Origin of the sequence: Ensifer adhaerens, from assembly GCF_000697965.2 — a bacterium.
Taxonomy (GTDB): Bacteria; Pseudomonadota; Alphaproteobacteria; order Rhizobiales; family Rhizobiaceae; genus Ensifer; species Ensifer adhaerens.
Map to the genome: position 1 here is coordinate 1,127,131 of NZ_CP015880.1, position 18,561 is coordinate 1,145,691.

At 61.3% G+C, this 18,561-nt stretch carries 16 protein-coding genes and 4 tRNA genes; 13 read left to right on the forward strand and 7 right to left on the reverse strand.

The window, feature by feature from the left end:
• Positions 1–68: 68 nt before the first annotated feature.
• A complete protein-coding gene (locus tag FA04_RS05345) occupies positions 69–2,873 on the reverse strand; it encodes an Rne/Rng family ribonuclease (RefSeq protein ID WP_034795450.1) in 2,805 nt (934 codons plus the stop codon).
• Positions 2,874–3,644: 771 nt separating this feature from the next.
• Here FA04_RS05345 and FA04_RS05350 point away from each other — a divergent pair.
• From FA04_RS05350 to prfB, 3 genes are all read left to right on the forward strand, one after another.
• A complete protein-coding gene (locus tag FA04_RS05350; RefSeq protein WP_051659335.1) occupies positions 3,645–4,865 on the forward strand; it encodes an N-acetylmuramoyl-L-alanine amidase in 1,221 nt (406 codons plus the stop codon).
• 338 nt (positions 4,866–5,203) lie between these two features.
• Positions 5,204–7,657, forward strand: a complete 2,454-nt coding sequence (locus FA04_RS05355; protein WP_034795452.1) for a penicillin-binding protein 1A — start codon at positions 5,204–5,206, stop codon at positions 7,655–7,657.
• 97 nt (positions 7,658–7,754) lie between these two features.
• A protein-coding gene (gene prfB, locus FA04_RS05360) for a peptide chain release factor 2 (RefSeq protein ID WP_110818441.1) occupies positions 7,755–8,886 on the forward strand; the annotation gives its coding sequence in 2 pieces (ribosomal slippage) (positions 7,755–7,823 and positions 7,825–8,886; 1,131 coding nt in all).
• 68 nt (positions 8,887–8,954) lie between these two features.
• Here the strand turns inward: prfB and FA04_RS05365 are convergent.
• Positions 8,955–9,443, reverse strand: coding sequence for a hypothetical protein (locus FA04_RS05365; protein WP_034795456.1), 489 nt, complete (start codon positions 9,441–9,443; stop codon positions 8,955–8,957).
• 102 nt (positions 9,444–9,545) lie between these two features.
• Positions 9,546–10,319 (reverse strand): NAD kinase, encoded by a 774-nt coding sequence (locus FA04_RS05370; RefSeq protein WP_034795458.1) that lies wholly within the window; start codon positions 10,317–10,319, stop codon positions 9,546–9,548.
• A 157-nt stretch (positions 10,320–10,476) separates the two neighbouring features.
• Between FA04_RS05370 and FA04_RS05375 the strand changes: the two genes are divergently transcribed.
• Positions 10,477–10,552, forward strand: a tRNA-Thr gene (locus FA04_RS05375).
• 106 nt (positions 10,553–10,658) lie between these two features.
• Here the strand turns inward: FA04_RS05375 and FA04_RS05380 are convergent.
• Positions 10,659–10,985, reverse strand: coding sequence for a hypothetical protein (locus tag FA04_RS05380; RefSeq protein ID WP_200949988.1), 327 nt, complete (start codon positions 10,983–10,985; stop codon positions 10,659–10,661).
• Positions 10,986–11,012: 27 nt separating this feature from the next.
• Here FA04_RS05380 and FA04_RS05385 point away from each other — a divergent pair, with 27 nt between their 5' ends.
• Positions 11,013–11,486, forward strand: coding sequence for a hypothetical protein (locus FA04_RS05385; RefSeq protein ID WP_200949989.1), 474 nt, complete (start codon positions 11,013–11,015; stop codon positions 11,484–11,486).
• Between the two features lie 196 nt (positions 11,487–11,682).
• On the opposite strand, the gene FA04_RS05390 is transcribed toward FA04_RS05385, so the two are convergent.
• Positions 11,683–12,624, reverse strand: coding sequence for a LysR family transcriptional regulator (locus FA04_RS05390; protein WP_034795460.1), 942 nt, complete (start codon positions 12,622–12,624; stop codon positions 11,683–11,685).
• 137 nt (positions 12,625–12,761) lie between these two features.
• Here FA04_RS05390 and FA04_RS05395 point away from each other — a divergent pair, with 137 nt between their 5' ends.
• Positions 12,762–13,382 (forward strand): FMN-dependent NADH-azoreductase, encoded by a 621-nt coding sequence (locus tag FA04_RS05395; protein ID WP_034795463.1) that lies wholly within the window; start codon positions 12,762–12,764, stop codon positions 13,380–13,382.
• Positions 13,383–13,542: 160 nt separating this feature from the next.
• Positions 13,543–13,803, forward strand: coding sequence for a hypothetical protein (locus tag FA04_RS05400; protein ID WP_234824438.1), 261 nt, complete (start codon positions 13,543–13,545; stop codon positions 13,801–13,803).
• Between the two features lie 193 nt (positions 13,804–13,996).
• Here FA04_RS05400 and FA04_RS05405 read toward each other — a convergent pair whose 3' ends face one another.
• A complete protein-coding gene (locus tag FA04_RS05405) occupies positions 13,997–14,872 on the reverse strand; it encodes a TrmH family RNA methyltransferase (protein WP_034795465.1) in 876 nt (291 codons plus the stop codon).
• A gap of 217 nt (positions 14,873–15,089) precedes the next feature.
• Here FA04_RS05405 and FA04_RS05410 point away from each other — a divergent pair.
• The 3 genes from FA04_RS05410 (at position 15,090) to tuf (ending at position 16,724) form a co-directional block, all read left to right on the forward strand.
• A tRNA-Tyr gene (locus FA04_RS05410) sits at positions 15,090–15,174 on the forward strand.
• Positions 15,175–15,197: 23 nt separating this feature from the next.
• Positions 15,198–15,271 (forward strand) — tRNA-Gly (locus FA04_RS05415).
• Positions 15,272–15,548: 277 nt separating this feature from the next.
• A complete protein-coding gene (tuf, locus tag FA04_RS05420) occupies positions 15,549–16,724 on the forward strand; it encodes an elongation factor Tu (RefSeq protein WP_034795467.1) in 1,176 nt (391 codons plus the stop codon).
• A 15-nt stretch (positions 16,725–16,739) separates the two neighbouring features.
• On the opposite strand, the gene FA04_RS05425 is transcribed toward tuf, so the two are convergent.
• A complete protein-coding gene (locus FA04_RS05425; RefSeq protein ID WP_034795470.1) occupies positions 16,740–17,276 on the reverse strand; it encodes a GrpB family protein in 537 nt (178 codons plus the stop codon).
• Positions 17,277–17,530: 254 nt separating this feature from the next.
• Here FA04_RS05425 and FA04_RS05430 point away from each other — a divergent pair.
• The 3 genes from FA04_RS05430 to nusG all read left to right on the forward strand — a co-directional run bounded on the left by FA04_RS05430 (position 17,531) and on the right by nusG (position 18,551).
• A tRNA-Trp gene (locus FA04_RS05430) sits at positions 17,531–17,606 on the forward strand.
• Between the two features lie 197 nt (positions 17,607–17,803).
• Complete coding sequence (secE, locus tag FA04_RS05435) at positions 17,804–18,004, forward strand: preprotein translocase subunit SecE (RefSeq protein ID WP_034795473.1); 201 nt, start codon at positions 17,804–17,806, stop codon at positions 18,002–18,004.
• Between the two features lie 16 nt (positions 18,005–18,020).
• Positions 18,021–18,551, forward strand: a complete 531-nt coding sequence (gene nusG, locus FA04_RS05440) for a transcription termination/antitermination protein NusG (protein ID WP_034795476.1) — start codon at positions 18,021–18,023, stop codon at positions 18,549–18,551.
• Positions 18,552–18,561 lie beyond the last annotated feature (10 nt).

Here is an 18,561-nt window from a genome sequence, read left to right on the forward strand (position 1 = left end):
AAAGGAAAAGGCCCGGATCGCTCCGGGCCTTTCGTGTTTTCAGAGTTTGGCGCTGGCCGCGCGGCCTCTTAGAAGAAGCCGCGGCGCTGCCACCAGCCGCCCTTTTTGGGCTTGCCCGGCTCTTCCTCTTCGGGCTTCGTCGCGCTCGACGTCACCACCGGTTCGGAAGCGATTTTCGAGAGGTCGCGGTTCGCACGCACAGGCTTGGTTTCGGCAAGGTCGGCCGCAGCCTCTTCCACCGCTTCGACGGCCGGGTCGGCAACCGCAGGCTGGTCTTCGATGGCTGCCTGGGCAACTTCGTCGACGCTTACTGCCGGTTCTTCAGCCTTGACGGCCTTCTTGCGGGTGCGCTTCGGCTTGGCAGGCTTTACGTCCGCCACCTCGGCTTCTTCGGCAACCACAGCCGTTTCCTCAACAGCGACAGCCACTTCGACCTCGGCCGCAGCGGCAGGTGCCTCTACGGTTTCGGCTTCTTCTGCGCCGTCGTCGCCGGCTTCCGCATCGGCACCGGCTTCAAGCTGGCCTTCGCCTTCACCTTCGCCTTCCGGACGGTTGCGGCGGCCGCCACGCTTGCCGCGGCGGCGGCGCTTGCGCTTCTGATCGCCATCGGCGGTCGCGGCGTCTGCATCGACGCCCTCGTCATCGCCTTCGTCCTCATCGGAACCGTCGTCGGCATCGCCTGCCGATTCGGAGACCTGGAGAGCGCTGCCTTCGGCCTGCTGGCCGCCCTTGCCGCGCCGGCGGCGACGGCGCTTGCGCTTGCGTCCGTTCTGATCGTCGGACTGAGCAGCAGCCTTCGGCTGTTCCTGCCGCTGTTCGCCGGCAATTTCTTCTGCTTCTTCCTCGTCGAGATCCTCTTCGATCACGACGTCGTCTTCTTCCTCTTCCGGCTCGAAGTGCAGCAGTTGTTCGATCTTGACCGGGTTTTCGACCGGCTCGCCACGATCGATCGCGAAGTGCTGTGCGCCGACATGGGCATCAGCCTCGATGATGATCGAAACGCCGAAGCGGGCTTCGTAGTCCATGATCGTGCCGCGCTTCTGATTGAGCAGGTAGAGCGCGATATCCGGGATGGTGCGCACGGTGATGTCGTGCGTCGTGTTCTTCAGCAGGTGTTCCTCGATGCCGCGCAAGACGTGCAGTGCAACCGAAGACTGCGAGCGGACGTGACCCGTTCCGTTGCAGTGCGGGCAGGTCTGCATCGTCGATTCGAGCACCGAGGCGCGAATGCGTTGGCGCGACATTTCGAGCAGGCCGAAATGCGAGATGCGGCCGACCTGGATGCGGGCGCGATCGTTCTTCAGGCAATCCTTCAGACGCTTCTCGACCGAGCGGTTGTTCCGCTTTTCTTCCATGTCGATGAAGTCGATGACGACGAGGCCGGCAAGGTCGCGCAGGCGGAGCTGGCGTGCCACTTCTTCCGCCGCTTCCAGGTTCGTCTGGAGAGCGGTGTCTTCGATCGAGTGCTCGCGCGTCGAACGGCCGGAGTTGACGTCGATCGAAACCAGGGCTTCGGTCTGGTTGATGATGATGTAGCCACCGGACTTCAGCGTTACCTGCGGCTGCAGCATGCGGTCGAGCTGCGCTTCGATGCCGGAGCGCGAGAAGATCGGATGCACGTCACGGTAAGGCTGAACCACCTTGGCGTGGCTGGGCATCAGCATCTTCATGAAGCCCTTGGCTTCCTTGTAGCCTTCCTCACCGGAAACGATGATCTCGCTGATGTCCTTGTTGTAGAGGTCGCGGATCGAGCGCTTGATCAGGCTGCCTTCTTCATAGACGAGGCAGGGGGCCGTGGAATTCAGCGTCAGCGTGCGGACGTTTTCCCACAGGCGCATCAGATACTCGAAGTCGCGCTTGATCTCGACCTTGGTGCGGTTGGCACCGGCGGTGCGCAGGATCACGCCCATGCCCTGCGGCACTTCGAGGCCGCGGGCGATTTCCTTCAGGCGCTTGCGGTCCTGCAGATTGGTGATCTTGCGGGAGATGCCGCCGCCACGTGCGGTGTTCGGCATAAGCACCGAGTAGCGACCGGCGAGCGACAGGTAGGTCGTCAGTGCCGCGCCCTTGTTGCCGCGCTCTTCCTTGGCGACCTGAACCAGCAGGATCTGGCGGCGCTTGATGACTTCCTGGATGCGGTACTGCTTGCGCGGCTTGCGAACCTGGCGATCCGGAACTTCTTCCATGGCGTCTTCGGCGCCGACGGATTCGATGATTTCCTTTTCGCCGTCGTGACTGTCGTCGTCATCATCGTCATCGTCATGGCGACGGCGGCTGTCGACATCCTCGGAAATGGCGTCGGTATCGACCATGGCAGCCATTTCGCCGCCATTGCTCTCGTCGCCGTCGGTCGATGCAGCAGCCGCTTCTTCAGCGGCCTTGGCCTTGGTCTTGCGGGTGCGCTTCGGCTTCGCCTTCGGCTTTTCGGCCGGCGCTTCCTCTTCGACGACCGGTGCGGCGTCAGCGACGGCTGCGACCGGCTCGGCTTCAGTTTCCGCGACGACTTCGAGGTCTACGGGAACGGAAAGTTCGCTTGCCGGGGCAGGGGCGGTCTCGACATGCTCGATGTCGTCGTCACGCCGCGCTTCTTCGGCTTCGGCCTTCAAGAGCGCCTGACGATCGGCGAGCGGGATCTGGTAGTAGTCGGGATGGATTTCGGCGAAAGCCAGGAATCCGTGGCGGTTGCCGCCGTAGTCGACGAAGGCGGCCTGGAGCGAGGGCTCCACCCGGGTGACCTTCGCCAGATAGATATTGCCGCGGATCTGCTTCTTATGTTCCGACTCGAAGTCGAACTCTTCTATGCGGTTCCCGCGAACGACAACGACGCGCGTCTCTTCTGAATGAGACGCATCGATAAGCATTTTCTCTGCCATCTAAGCTGTGCTCCTCGGCGCGCCAGCGGAACGGGAGACAGACCTGCTTCCTTAGGAAGACTGCCAAACACGTCGGAAGGTGCGCCGGATATGAAAGTTCCTGTTTGGCGCAGGCGATGGTGCAGCAGCCAGACGACAGCCGGAACATGTGTGTCCCGGGGCCGCGCTACTTCTGACCGATACTGCTGAGTCAACATCAATGACCAAACAAGAATGCCAATGTCCAAGGTCTCATGAAGACCCGATGAATGCGCCCGCTTGCGGGCGTCGGTGAAAAATCACCATCAAGAACTCCGGCCACCGCCGGAAATTTGCGATCCAGTGTACGGGGAGGAAATGCAGCGACGGCGGATGAACACTTGCGACCGCGGAATTGCGATAAGTTAACCGGTCAATCCGGTTCGACCGCACCCTGGCGCCAAGCTTTGGAGAAGCTCCGGCTGCCCGGTCGACTGTTCTATCCCGTCAACACTTTCTCCTTGTGACGCTTTTATGTTTTCTATGTCACATTGGCAAGGGAAAAGCCCGTGCCGCCACAATAATGATCGATTCGCTTGTCCACGTGGAGTAGGTCGATAAACGGTAAATCGATTGTCCCGGCGGGCCGGGGAAGATGATCATTGTCAAGCATTGGTTAACCATAAGGGTTCATTGATCAACCTGTGCGTCCAGCAGCCGTGCGTCGGCTGCTGTTTGGTTTTCTGAGAAAGTGGTGGAGAGCCCGAGGTGAGGCCTTTGGCGGTTTGTATGCGTGGTTCGCTGTTGTCGTTGATGTCGCGCACGGGCAGGCTTCTGCTCGGAGCATCGCTGCTTGCCGGCGGTCTTCTTTTGAACGTGCCGGCGGCTGTTGCCGCCGAGCCGGGGCCTTTGCTCGCCTTTGCTGCGCGGATCGCCGGCGACGATGCACGCACGCGCGTCGTCGTCGAGTTCGATCGCAAACCGGAATTCTCCCTGCACTACGTAGCCGATCCTGTTCGCGTCGTGGTCGACCTGCCGGAAACGGCCTTTGGCCTCAAGGCGGACAGCCTTGAACCGCGCGGCCTCTTCGATGCGATCCGCTACGGCGGCATGGGGGCGGGCAACTCCCGCATCGTTCTTTCGGCGAAAGGCCCCGTGGCGGTAACCCATGCGGAAGTCGTCGCGGAAGAGGGGGGCAAGGGCTACCGGCTCGTGCTCGATGCCGAGCGCGTCGACCAGGCGCGCTTCGATGCGCTTCTCGGTGAACAGCAGTGGACCGGATCGGTCGCCGCCGCCAAGACCGACAGGCCGGTTGCCGTCGCTCCCACGAGGGAAGGCGGGCCGTTCATCATCGCGATCGATGCGGGCCATGGAGGCATCGATACCGGTGCGCTCGCCGGCGAAACGAAGACGGAGGAGAAGCATGTAACGCTCGCCTTCGCGAAAGATCTCGTCGAGGCCCTGAACAAGGGCGCCGGGATCGAGGCTTTCCTCACCCGCGACAAGGACGTCTTCCTCTCGCTTCCCCAGCGCGTACAGATCGCCCGCAACAAGGGCGCCCATCTCTTCATTTCGCTTCATGCGGACGCGCTGCGCCAGAAGGACATCCGCGGCGCGACGGTCTATACCATCTCCGACAAGGCCTCCGACCATCTGGCCGCAAGTCTTGCCGCCCGCGAAAATTTGTCCGACGAAATCGCCGGCGTGCCGCTTCAGAGCGAGCCGGCGGAAGTGGCCGACATCCTGATCGATCTGACGCGCCGCGAGACGCAGGCCTTCTCGGTCAACATGGCGCGCGCCGTCGTTACGTCCTTCGAGGGCCAGATCAATCTCATCAACAATCCGCACCGTTTTGCCGGCTTCCGCGTGCTGCAGGCGCCGGACGTGCCCTCGATCCTGCTTGAACTGGGCTTCCTGTCGAACAAGGAGGACGAAAAACTGCTGCTGGATCCGGAGTGGCGCAAGAAGGTTTCAGAGCGTCTTGCGGTCGCTGTTCAGCGATACCGCGAGCAGGCCATCGCCAGCGGCGGCTGACGCTTGAAGGCAGGCCCGGGAACGAAGTGATTTGTGTCGCCCCGGTAACAGCGCTATGCTTTTCAACGGGATGCGCACGGGATTATCGCATAACAGCCCTATTTTACGCACAATCCGGGACCTAACCGGAATTGCGCCCGGATTTGTTGAGAAACGAGTTGAAGCCCGGAGTTCCCCGCCATATGAGGAGCCGGGCTAGGTGGGGCGTTGCGACGCCAGACGATTTCTCGTGAAAGAGTTTGGTCGGCCCGCTGTATAGAAGCCGGCAGGACAGAGCATGGACTGTCAGTCGGGCGGTTCGGCAATTGGACGATAATTAAGGTACCGGTATCTGACTGATGATCAGGCTGATTGGATATTTCTTCGGGATTGGCGCGTTTCTGCTGCTGGGTGTGGCCGGGGCCGTGGCGCTCTATCTTGGTGTCGTCACCAAGGACCTGCCGGATTACGAGGTTCTGGCGAAGTATTCGCCGCCGGTGACCACGCGCTTCCACGCCGGCAACGGCGCGCTGATGGCGGAGTATGCCCGTGAGCGGCGTCTCTATCTGCCGATCCAGGCCATCCCGGATCGCGTCAAGGCGGCCTTCATCTCGGCTGAAGACAAGAATTTCTATCAGCACCCGGGCGTTGACATCACCGGTCTTGCGCGCGCCATCGCGGTGAACCTGCAGAACTTCGGCTCCGGCCGTCGTCCGGTCGGCGCCTCGACGATCACGCAGCAGGTGGCCAAGAACTTCCTGCTCTCGTCAGACCAGACGATCGACCGCAAGGTCAAGGAAGCAATCCTCTCCTTCCGCATCGAGCAGGCCTACACCAAGGACCGCATTCTCGAACTCTATCTCAACGAGATCTTCTTCGGCCTGAATTCCTACGGCATAGCCGGTGCGGCGCTGACCTATTTCGATAAGTCTGTGACTGAGCTTACCATTGCCGAGACCGCCTATCTCGCAGCCCTTCCGAAGGGCCCGGCCAACTATCATCCGTTCCGCAAGACCGAAGCGGCGCTTGAGCGCCGCAACTGGGTAATCGACCGCATGGTCGAGAACGGCTACGTCACCAAGGCCGATGGCGAAGAAGCCAAGAAGCAGCCGCTCGGCGTCAACCCGCGTCGCGGCGGGGCGCATCTCTTCGCCTCCGACTTCTTCGCCGAGGAAGTCCGCCGGCAGATCATCCAGAAATACGGCGATAACGCCCTCTATGAAGGCGGCCTGTCGGTTCGCACCTCGCTCGATCCGCGGCTGCAGATCGCCGCGCGCAAGGCGCTGCAGGCGGGTCTGCTCAGCTACGACGAGCGTCGCGGCTTCCACGGCCCGGTCAAGTCGATCGAAATCGGCGGCGATTGGGGCGAGCCGCTGGGCGCTGTCGTTGCCTTCAACGACGTGCCGGAGTGGAAGCTTGCCGTCGTTCTCTCCGTCGATGGACAGGGCGCCGAGATCGGCATTCAGCCGGAGAAGGAAGCCTCGGGCAAGATCGTCGCCGAGCGTGTCACCGGGCATATCTCCGCCAAGAACATGCAGTGGGCCTACCGTTCCGCCAGCGGCGACCGCAAGTCGGCGAAATCGCCTGAAGGCGTCTTCGGCGCCGGCGACGTCATCTATGTCGAGCCGCTGCCGGAGAAGGGCGAGTATCGCCTGCGCCAGCCGCCGAAGGTGCAGGGTGGCCTCGTCGCCATGGACCCGCAGACCGGCCGCGTTCTGGCGATGGTCGGCGGCTTCTCCTATGGCCAGTCGGAATTCAACCGCGCGACGCAAGCGATGCGCCAGCCGGGTTCGTCGTTCAAGCCCTTCGTCTACGCGGCCGCCCTCGACAACGGTTATACGCCTGCATCGGTCATTCTCGACGCGCCGATCGAGATCGTCGCTGGTGGCCAGGTCTGGCGCCCGGAAAACTACGGCGGCGGCTCGGCCGGTCCGTCGACGCTGCGTCTCGGCATCGAGAAGTCGCGTAACCTGATGACCGTTCGCCTCGCCAACGACATGGGCATGAACCTCGTTGCCGAATATGCCGAGCGCTTCGGTATCTACGACAAGATGCCGCCGCTGCTCGCAATGTCGCTAGGCTCGGGCGAAACCACCGTCCTGCGCATGGTTTCGGCCTATTCCGTGCTCGCCAACGGCGGCAAGCAGATCAAGCCGTCGCTGATCGACCGAATTCAGGACCGCTACGGCAAGACGATCTTCCGTCACGAAGACCGCACCTGCGACAACTGCAACGCCGGCGATTGGCAGAGCCAGGAAGAACCGGTTCTCACCGACAACCGCGAGCAGGTTCTCGATCCGATGACCTCCTACCAGATCACGTCGATGATGGAGGGCGTGGTGCTGCGCGGCACGGCTGCCGGCAAGATCAAGCTCGATCGTCCGGTTGCCGGCAAGACCGGTACCACCAATGACGAAAAGGACGCCTGGTTCGTCGGCTACACGCCGGACATGGTTGCAGGCCTCTATCTCGGCTTCGACAACCCGGCCCCGCTTGGCCGCGGCGCGACCGGCGGCAGCCTCGCCGTGCCGATCTTCAACGACTTCATGACAGAAGCGGTGAAGGGCACGCGCCCGAGCAAGTTCGTCGTGCCCGAAGGCATGAGCATGGTCGCCGTCAACCGCAAGACCGGCATGGCCGCCCAAGAGGGTGAGCCGGACACGATCATCGAGGCCTTCAAGCCCGGCACCGGCCCGGCCGACACCTTCTCGGTCATCGGCGGTCTTGACCAGTACGTGCCGCCAGAAGAGATCCTCAAGAACTCGCCGCAGGCGAACCAGGCAGTGACCTCCGGTTCCAACGGCCTGTTCTAGTCCTTATCCCCTTCACGCGATGCCCGCCGCCTTTACATCAGCGGTGGGCATCGCTATTTGACGCTCACTTTCCTATCGGTTCACAAGAAGCAGGATCATGCGCAGCGAAATCGAGAACATTGTCGACGAAATCAAGCAGGCCATAAGCCTGCTGAGGAGGCATCTTTGACTGGGATCAGGCGGTAAGACGACTGGACTGGTTGAACAACAAAGCGGAAGATCCGGCGCTTTGGAACGACGCTTCGGAAGCGCAGAAGCTGATGCGCGAGCGCCAGCAACTCGATGACGGCATCAATGGCCTGCGCCGTTTCGAGCAGCAGCTCAATGACAACATCGAACTCATCGAACTCGGCGAGGAAGAGGGCGACGCCGCCATCATCGCCGACGCCGAACAGGCGTTGCGGGATCTCAGAAACGAAGCGGCGAAGAAGCAGGTCGAAGCCATGCTCTCGGGCGAGGCGGATCAGAACGATACCTATCTCGAAGTGCATTCGGGTGCCGGCGGTACCGAAAGCCAGGACTGGGCCAACATGCTTTTGCGCATGTACACCCGCTGGTCCGAGCGCCAGGGGTACAAGGTCGAGCTTCTGGAAATCCAGGACGGCGAAGAGGCCGGCATCAAGTCCGCGACGCTCCTCGTCAAGGGCCACAATGCCTATGGCTGGCTGAAGACCGAATCGGGCGTGCACCGCCTGGTTCGCATCTCGCCCTACGACAGCAACGCGCGCCGCCACACCTCGTTCTCCTCGATCTGGGTCTACCCGGTCGTTGATGATTCGATCCAGATCGACATCAACGAGAGCGATTGCCGTATCGACACCTACCGCTCGTCGGGCGCCGGCGGTCAGCACGTCAACACGACCGACTCGGCCGTGCGCATCACGCACATCCCGTCGGGCATCGTCGTGCAGTGCCAGCAGGAACGTTCGCAGCACAAGAACCGGGCGAAGGCCTGGGACATGTTGCGTGCGCGCCTCTACGAGGCCGAACTGAAGAAGCGGGAAGAGGCCGCCAACGCCGAAGCCGCGTCGAAGACCGACATCGGCTGGGGCCACCAGATCCGCTCCTACGTTCTGCAGCCCTATCAGCTGGTCAAGGACATGCGCACCGGCGTTGAAAGCACGGCACCGGGCGACGTTCTCGACGGTGAACTCAACGAGTTCATGGAGGCCGCCCTTGCGCACCGCGTCAGCGGCGGCGCGGATGCCGTCGTGGATGATCTGAACTAAGGCAGACAGCGGTCTGCACCAGTGCAATTGAAGAGGGCCGGGTGTTCGCATCCGGCCCTTTCTTTTGCTCAGTTGGAGGCACGCTCGATCTTGATGTCGCCGAGATCGTCGATGAGCACGGTCCAGCTCTCAGGCTCTCTCACCGACGGGTCCGTCTTCAGATAGACGGTCGCAAACATGCCGGGCTGCGCGGTGACACCGGTCGAGGTCTCCGGGCGGATGTCGGTGACGTAGGCCTTGAGCGCGGAGAATTCTTCGAGTTCCGCCGACGAAATCACCAGAGGGCCGGCCGAGGTCGCTGCCACCTGCTGCAGATGGATCTGGGCGGTTCCATCCGCCTGGCGAAGCGCGATCAGCTTGTAGTAACCACGCCGGGCGTCGCCCGGCTTTTCGGCGGCCGCGTTCGGATCGAGGGATGAAAGCGGCTCTCCGCTTTCCTCCCAGTAGCCGGTGCTGGTCACGAAGGTCGCCTCAGGCGGAACGATGTTGGCATCCTGAGCCTTGGCGCCGGCACTGCTGAGAAACAGGAACAGCGCGAGGAGGGCGGATCTGTGCATTGGGTCGTCGTCCTTAAGGCGGCGGCTCGGTTGCCGTTTACTGCGGGCCGGCGGAAACCTAGCCGGCAGAATGATACCATAGGTCGCGCGGAGAACGTGCGCTCAGTTCGAAAACTGCTCGGCGAGGATGCGATCCGACCAGGAATGATCGGGATCCGAGAGGATGCGCGCCGTCATGTTTTCCGATTCGGCGATCTTCACCTTGACCACGGACTTCACTTCCTGATGGTCGGCCACCGCGTTTACCGGCCGCTTGTCGGCCTCAAGGATTTCGATCTCGACTGTGACATGGTTCGGCAGAAGCGCGCCACGCCAGCGGCGCGGGCGGAAGGCACTGACCGGGGTCATCGCCAGAAGCGGGGCCTCGAGCGGCAGGATCGGCCCGTGGGCGGAGAGATTGTAGGCGGTGGAGCCGGCAGGGGTGGCGACCAGCAGGCCGTCGCAGGTCAACTCCTCCAGCCTTGTCTTGCCATCGATCAGGACGCGGAGCTTCGCCGCCTGGTAGGACTGGCGGAAAAGGTAGACCTCGTTGATCGCAAGTGCCGTGAAGCTCTCGCCATAGACGTCGGTCGTCTGCATCTCCAGCGGATGAAACGCGTTCTCGACTGCCTGGCAGATTCGGTCCGTCAGGTTCTCCGTGCTGTAGCGGTTCATCAGGAACCCGACCGAGCCACGGTTCATGCCGTAGACCAGCTTGCCGCTGTTCATGGTCTGATGCAGCGTCTGCAGCATGAAGCCGTCGCCGCCAAGCGCGACGATCACATCGGCCTTCGACGGATCATGGTCGCCATAGATCGCCTTGAGATCAGCCGCAGCCTTTTGTGCCTCTTCCGCGGACGAGGCGAGAAAGGCTAGGGAAGTGAACGTTCGGGCCATGAAACTCTAGTCCGCTCGATATGTTATGCGCCGCCAGCGGCAATCTCTCTCTATCGTTTCTGGCATGGCCCGGAACCGAACGCATCTGAAAAATTGGGAGAATTCGCAATTTTGCTTTACACCACATCAGATTATGGTAACTCCCACCAAAGCAAGTGCCCTTATAGCTCAGTTGGTAGAGCGGCTGATTTGTAATCAGTAGGTCGGGAGTTCGAGTCTCTCTGGGGGCACCACTTCATTTCTTCCCCATTGTTTTTTCCGAATTTTTGGCGGCTATTCGAGCCGGAATTTCAGGTTCGGCGTGTTGCCGCGGGTACACCGTCGGCGCAAAGCGAGCAGTTAGTCACGCATCGCAAAGATGGCCATGAACACTGGTGTGCCGATCAGAACGCCGGCAATCGAAAATAGCGGCCCATAGATCAGCGCGCTCAGCGGTATGCCGGCGATGCATACCGCAATGCCATCCTTCAGGCAGTTGTACGGCCCGCCCTCGAATATGCCGTAGACGGGTAGGAACAGCCCCGCGACGATAAGGCTGACAAGGAACGCCAGGACGGCGGAGATGATCAGTCTTCCAAGAGTTCTCATCCTCCTGAAATATAGGGAATCAGTGGTTTCGGCCACCGCCGATTGTTTCTCCAGCGCCGATGAACGGAGGACGAGCATTCGTCAGCTGGCTCTCTTGGAAAGGTCTTGGTCATCGAACACGTTCTTTCGGCTGCCGCCAAAAGCAGCCTTACCAACCCCGCGGCACTGGCGCCGGTCAGATGGGCGGTCGTTCTGCTTTGTGGGTTTGTCGTCTGGAGCCCTGCCAACGCGCAGGAGGGATCCGATTGGACTGAGATGAGTTCGAGCGCGACCCAAGTTTCCGGTTTGGGGGCGGTCCGCTATTCCGTGGGATACAGCAACATCGGTTATGACCACTTTCGTTCGGAGATCGTGGTTGAGTGGCGTGATGGCGGTAAGCGGACGCAGACGATCTACGAAGGCATCTATGACAATCCCCCTGCGAAGGTCTGGGGTGCTAAAGGCCTTCTCTGCGTTTCGATGGAGGCTTGCGCGCGATCGACGAACGCCTGCACAGTGGAGGTGATCGCCTATCGATATGACGTCGGCGCCAAGTCTTTTGCCGAGCTTGCAGACGGCGGCGAGCTTTGCCGCCGATGAGATGCGGAGCCTTGGTCGGAGTAAGCGGTCAACGCTCGATCGATCACCGGCTCCCGCATCGCTTAGTCCGGCGCTCTCCGTGCGTCTCGAGATCGTGACGCCGGTGCAGTCCGAGCAATGGTTCACGATTCGCGATCCCGATGGCAACGTGCTGATGATCTGCCGCTGCTGATCGGAAAAGCCGCGCCGTGCGGCATCAGATGTCGAAGGACGGCCCCATGCGCACAGGAACCTCGCGGCATTTCTGCAGGGCGTTGAGCAGGTTCTCGGCGAGATAGTCGATCAGCGCCCGCGTCGCCGGCAACATGCCCTGGCGGGACGGGAAGACGAGGTGCACGACGACGTCGTTCGACGTCCATTCCGGCAGCACCGGCGCAAGGACGCCGGCGCGGAAAGCGCGCTCGCAGATATGGTCAGGCAAGAGGGCGACCCCCATGCCTTCGATCGCGGCGCGTTCGAGAATCAGGAAATCGCTGCAGCCGACGATCGGACGATGGGTGATTTCCGTCGTGTTGCCATCGATCGAAACCAGCCGCCAGACATCGGTCGGGTGCTGTTCGTTCATCGACAGCGTCGCCTGCTGGCTGAGGTTCTCGATCGTGATCTCGCCGGCGCGGGCGAGGAAGGTGGGGCTGGCTGCAAGCCGCTCGCGAACCTCGCCGAACTTGCGGATGATGAGTTGGTTGTCCGTATCGAGCTGCCCGCGGGCACGCAGCGCCACGTCGACCCGCTCCTCGATCAGATCGATGCGACGGTTGGTGGCGGTGATCAGCAGCCGGACGCCGGGGTAGCGGCGGTGAAACGCCGGCAGGATGTCGGCAAGCATAGGGGTGAAACCGAGCGGGCAGGCGAGCCGCACCGTGCCCGAGGGCTCCGCGCGCACGGCGGCGATCTCGGCTTCGGCGGCAGCCACCCCGTCGAGAAGGCTCTGGCAATGCTCATAGAAGACCCGGCCGATATCGGTGACACGCAGCTTGCGGGTCGAGCGCTCCAGCAACCGCACACCGAGCTGCTCCTCGAGGCGGGCCACATGTTTGCTGAGCTTGGATTTGGGTATATTGAGGTCCCGTGCCGCAGCACTGAAGCCGTTGTTTCGCACGACGGCGGCAAAAAGCCCGAGGTCGTTCAGATCCTGCATTGTCCTGTCTCCGAGGTGCGGATGATGGGTATGATTGTTTCCGGCTGGAAACAGTATGTCAAATATCCGCTGGCTTATCGGGCCATTGTTTTCCCCTCATATGTGGATCACCGCAACGTAAACACAAAGGTGTTCCCATGAACGTTCTTCATATCGACTCCGGTATCCTCGGCGACCACTCGGTTTCCCGCCGTCTGACGGCCGCCCTTGCCGCCCAGGTCAAGGCTGACCGCCCGGATGCGCAGGTGACCTATCGCGACCTCGCTGCCAGCTCGCTGCCCCATCTGACCGGCGCCCAGATCATGGCCCCGGCCGACCTCGAAGGCGTCGACGCGGGTCTCGCTGCCGACGTCAAGCTTGGCCGCGACATGCTGGAAGAATTCCTCGCCGCCGACACCGTCATCATCGGCGCTCCGATGTACAACTTCGGCATTCCGAGCCAGCTGAAGGCCTGGATCGATCGCATCGCCGTCTCCGGCAAGACTTTCCGCTACACCGAGAATGGTCCGGAAGGCCTCGCCAAGGGCAAGAAGATTATCGTCGCCTCCACCCGCGGCGGCCACTACTCCGCCGGCCCGGCGGCCGTCATGGATCACCAGGAATCTTACCTGAAGACGGTCTTCGGTTTCCTTGGCATCACCGATGTCGAATTCGTGCGCGCCGAAGGCCTGAACCTCAGCGCCGACAGCAAGCAGTTTGCGATCGCCGAGGCCGAAAAGACCATCTCGGAAGGCAGCGTGCTTCGCCTGGCGAGCTAAGACCAAATTCAGCGGATCACCGAGGTGATCCGGTGGGAGGGGCGTATGCCCCACGTGCGGACGGTGCCGGTTGCGCAAGCAGCCGGCATTGTCCGTTTTCGAACATCGATATCTGCTTTATAATGCCCTCATGATGGACGGGCGGACGATCCTTTGGGGCATGACCGCTGCGGTGGCCTTTTTGCTCGCCGCCGAAGCGACCCTTGCTGCGCCGCCGGATCATGGCTGCACCTGCCGCAATCGAGACGGTTCCAAATACGAACTTGGGCAGGTCGCTTGCCTGCGTGTCGACGGCAACGCCTACCTCGCGCGCTGCGAGATGAACCTCAACGTCACGACCTGGAAGAAACTGCGTGAAGGCTGCCCTACGGCCGGCATGAGCACACCGGGTAGCCTTGCGGGGCAATCGATCCGTTTCTGACGCGGAAGAGCGGCTTGCCGTCCTCATTCCGATCTTTTTCGAAACTGCACGGCGCAGCGCTCCGCGATCCCACCGGAGCGGAAATTTCCACAGGCGCTATTTCGCGTTACCGCCTCGGCTTTGGCGCCGTTGTCTGTGAGCTGCGGAGGACCGCCGCGCTTTGCGGTGAGGCGGCCCGGAACGCCTGGCGATGTCAGCGCTTCAGATGCTGGCGCGCCGCATACATCGCGATCGCCGCTGCGTTCGATACGTTCAGCGACTTTATCGCGCCGGGCATGTCGAGCCGGGCAAGATCGTTGACGATCGAGCGGGTCTTCTGCCTAAGCCCCTTGCCCTCGGAGCCGAGAACGAGGGCGATCTTTTCGCCGCTGAATGTCCCTTCCAGCGGCTGCGGCCCTTCCGAATCAAGTCCGATCGTCTGGAAGCCCAGCCGATGCAGTTCCTCGATGGCATCGCCAAGGTTGGTGATCTGGATATAGGGGATCATCTCAAGCGCGCCGGAGGCCGATTTGGCGAGCACGCCCGATTCGGTCGGGCTGTGGCGCATGGTGGTGATCAGCGCGCCGGCATCGAAGGCGACGGCCGAGCGCATGATGGCGCCGACATTGTGCGGATCGGTCACCTGGTCGAGCACCAGAATCAGCGGGCAGTCGCGCAGAGCCTCGAGCCGGCGATGCGGCAGCGGGCGGGTCTCGAGCATCACGCCCTGGTGGATCGCGTCGGGACCGAGAATCTTGTCGAGATCCTGCGGCGTCACCGTTTCGACCGGGAAGGGCAGGGCCGAAAGCTCGCCGAGTTCCAGACGGGCGGCCGCGTTCGGCGTAACGCTGAGACGGATGACCTCGCGAGCCGGATTGTCCAGCGCCGCGCGAACCGTGTGCAGGCCATAGAGTAGAACTTGCTCGGGCGAGAGCGGCTGCGGCCTCCAGTCGGCCGGCGCCTTGCGGCGCTTGTCCTCTCTTGGCGTGGGGATTTCGCCACGTTCCCGCTTGGCGTCGCGATGCGCGCGCCGAAGGTTGGCGTAATGGGTGTCCTTGGCGCTCTTGTCGCCGGTGCGATCTTTGCTCATTGGCGTCTTATAGAGAGGTTGCACGCGGGGCGAAACGGTTTTCAGCGTCGGGTCCTTTTTTACGGCTGTGGAGAAAATCGGAAATTTTCCGCTGACCCGTGTTGACAGGACGAAACGGGGCAGTCATATACCCGGCCACAGATCGAGAGCGGCACGGCCAAGTCGCTGGTTGTCTCACGATCTCAAATGCTTGGTCGAAAGATCCCGACAGAATAATGGAGGGATGCCCGAGTGGTTAAAGGGGACGGACTGTAAATCCGTTGGCTCAGCCTACGTTGGTTCAAATCCAACTCCCTCCACCATTCTGCTTCTGGATCGAAGGCCCGCGGGTATAGCTCAATGGTAGAGCAGCAGCCTTCCAAGCTGAATACGCGGGTTCGATTCCCGCTACCCGCTCCAATAGCGGCTTCCTCCTTCTTTTCGAATTAATGTATCAAGTCAACGTTCATCGCTAAGCGTTTGAATGTTTTACTGCGGCTGCGATTCGTAGCTCGATAGCACTGAATCTTGTAGCGGCGTCGCGCGCTTCTTATATATCGGCAGGAAAAGGCCAGCGGCGGCCGGCCCGGGCGCGCGCAATTAAGTCTTGCGCAAATCCCCTGAAACCCTTAAACGGCTCCACAAACCGGCCCTGCCGGCTGATCATTATTCATACTTGACCACAGGAAACGTACCCATGGCAAAGAGCAAATTTGAGCGCAACAAGCCGCACGTTAACATTGGCACGATTGGCCACGTTGACCATGGCAAGACGTCGCTGACCGCAGCGATCACGAAGTACTTCGGCGAGTTCAAGGCGTACGACCAGATCGACGCTGCTCCGGAAGAAAAGGCCCGTGGTATCACGATTTCGACGGCGCACGTTGAGTATGAGACGCCGAACCGTCACTACGCTCACGTTGACTGCCCCGGCCACGCCGACTACGTCAAGAACATGATCACCGGTGCAGCGCAGATGGACGGCGCGATCCTGGTTTGCTCGGCTGCTGACGGCCCGATGCCGCAGACCCGCGAGCACATCCTGCTCGCTCGTCAGGTTGGCGTTCCGGCAATCGTCGTGTTCCTCAACAAGGTCGACCAGGTTGACGACGCCGAGCTTCTCGAGCTCGTCGAGCTGGAAGTTCGCGAACTTCTGTCGTCCTACGAATTCCCGGGCGACGACATTCCGATCATCAAGGGCTCGGCTCTTGCTGCTCTGGAAGATTCGGACAAGAAGATCGGCGAAGACGCGATCCGCGAGCTGATGGCAGCTGTTGACGCCTACATCCCGACGCCTGAGCGTCCGATCGACCAGCCGTTCCTGATGCCGATCGAAGACGTGTTCTCGATCTCGGGCCGTGGTACGGTTGTGACCGGTCGCGTTGAGCGCGGCATCGTCAAGGTCGGCGAAGAAGTCGAAATCGTCGGCATCCGCGACACGTCGAAGACGACGGTTACGGGCGTTGAAATGTTCCGCAAGCTGCTCGACCAGGGCCAGGCTGGCGACAACATCGGCGCGCTGATCCGTGGTGTTAACCGTGACGGCGTTGAGCGTGGCCAGATCCTGTGCAAGCCGGGTTCGGTCAAGCCGCACAAGAAGTTCATGGCTGAAGCCTACATCCTGACGAAGGAAGAAGGCGGCCGTCATACGCCGTTCTTCACCAACTACCGTCCGCAGTTCTACTTCCGCACGACGGACGTGACGGGCATCGTGACGCTGCCGGAAGGCACGGAAATGGTTATGCCGGGCGACAACGTCACCGTTGCCGTTGAGCTGATCGTTCCGATCGCGATGGAAGAAAAGCTGCGCTTCGCAATCCGCGAAGGCGGCCGTACCGTCGGCGCAGGCATCGTTGCCTCGATCGTCGAGTAATCGACTGATTTCAGATCAGTAGAGAGGCCCCGCCGGCAACGGCGGGGCCTTTTTCGTTTCGGTTGTCGCCAGGATTTCGTCGATGAAGGCGCGCTTGCCGTGGGTGTAGATATCCCAATCGCCATTGGCCTGCTCTGCGAGTTGCCGCTTCAGGGCTTCGTAGCGGCTGGCGAGTTCGGGAGCGTCACGCAGCCGGTCCCTGAGCACTAGACGTGCCGCATGGGCGGCGTTGTCGTCTCCACAGAGATAGAGCCGCGTGCCATAGGCAAGCGTTGCCATAGTAAACGTCCACAGGCCGCTTGCGTGCGGGTCGCCGTGAAAGGTGTAGCCTGCGTTGCAGAGGCGAGCGCTGAGCCCCGGCAGCTCCGCTACGTCCGCTACCACCGCATCGATATCGATCTTCGGCTTCGCGGCCAGTCCGGGTATCGCCGTGCTTCCGATGTGGTGGATCTCGCGGACGAAAGGCGAGAGCAGGGCGGTGATGGAAAGCGCCCGCGCCTCAAAGAGCGACGGCCAGAGAGGATCATATTCGACCAGCGTGATGCGCGACATGCGAATCGATTCCGGTGAGGAGAGCTTCTGGCAGGATAGCGAATGCCCGCAGCGCCGCGACCATTTCTGAGTGGCGAGGCAATGACTTGCCTTTCTTTGTGGGGCACTCCGGCCGGCAGGGCAGGGGATAGATGCGATTGAATGCGGATTTTTTCGGATCGGCGTTGAAAGGTGCTTGTCATCCTCCGGCAAACTGAATATGAAGCCGCTGACTTGAGGCGGCGAGACGTTGTTGAACGGGCACGCAGCCGAATAGGGGTATAGCTCAGTTGGTAGAGCGGCGGTCTCCAAAACCGCAGGTCGGGGGTTCGAGCCCCTCTGCCCCTGCCATTCTCTCCAGGCTTGCATAAGAGCTGAGGGTTCGGCAGAGTAAGTTTAAGGATCGGTTAGCCGGTCGACGAAATTCACAGAAAAGACTGATTGGCTCTTGTGGTTTTTAGAATCGGTCTTTATGTAGGGTCCAAACAGACACGCGGTGCGTGGGGCTGAATCATCGGCTTTACGCGCCGTAATGGCGTGAGCATTACATGGCATCCAAAACGAATCCGGTAACGTTTCTGCAGCAGGTTCGCTCTGAAACGTCGAAAGTGACCTGGCCCTCTCGGCGCGAGACGATGATCTCGACGCTGATGGTCTTTGTCATGGTCTTTTTTGCCGCTGCCTTCTTCTTTGCTGCGGACCAGTTGATGGGTTGGGCGATCGGCCTCATCCTCAACGTTGGCGCTTGATTGGGTGGAGGCTAGTATGGCTGCGCGCTGGTACATTGTTCACGCCTATTCGAACTTCGAAAAGAAGGTCGCTGAATCGATCGAGGAAAAGGCCAAGCAGAAGGGTCTCGAGCACCTGTTCGAGAAGATTCTCGTGCCGACCGAGAAGGTTGTCGAAGTGCGTCGCGGCCGCAAGGTTGACGCCGAGCGCAAGTTCTTCCCGGGCTACGTTCTGGTTCGCGCCAACCTGACGGATGAGGCTTTCCATCTCATCAAGAACACGCCGAAGGTAACCGGTTTCCTCGGTACCGACAGCAAGCCGGTTCCGATTCCGGACCATGAAGCCGAGCGCATCCTCGGTCAGGTCCAGGATGGTGTCGAGCGTCCGAAGCCTTCGGTCTCGTTCGAGATCGGCGAGCAGGTTCGCGTTTCCGACGGTCCGTTCGCCTCGTTCAACGGCGTCGTTCAGGATGTCGACGAAGAGCGTTCGCGCCTCAAGGTCGAAGTTTCGATCTTCGGCCGCGCGACCCCGGTCGAGCTGGAATACGGTCAGGTCGAGAAGGTCTGATAAGGCCTTA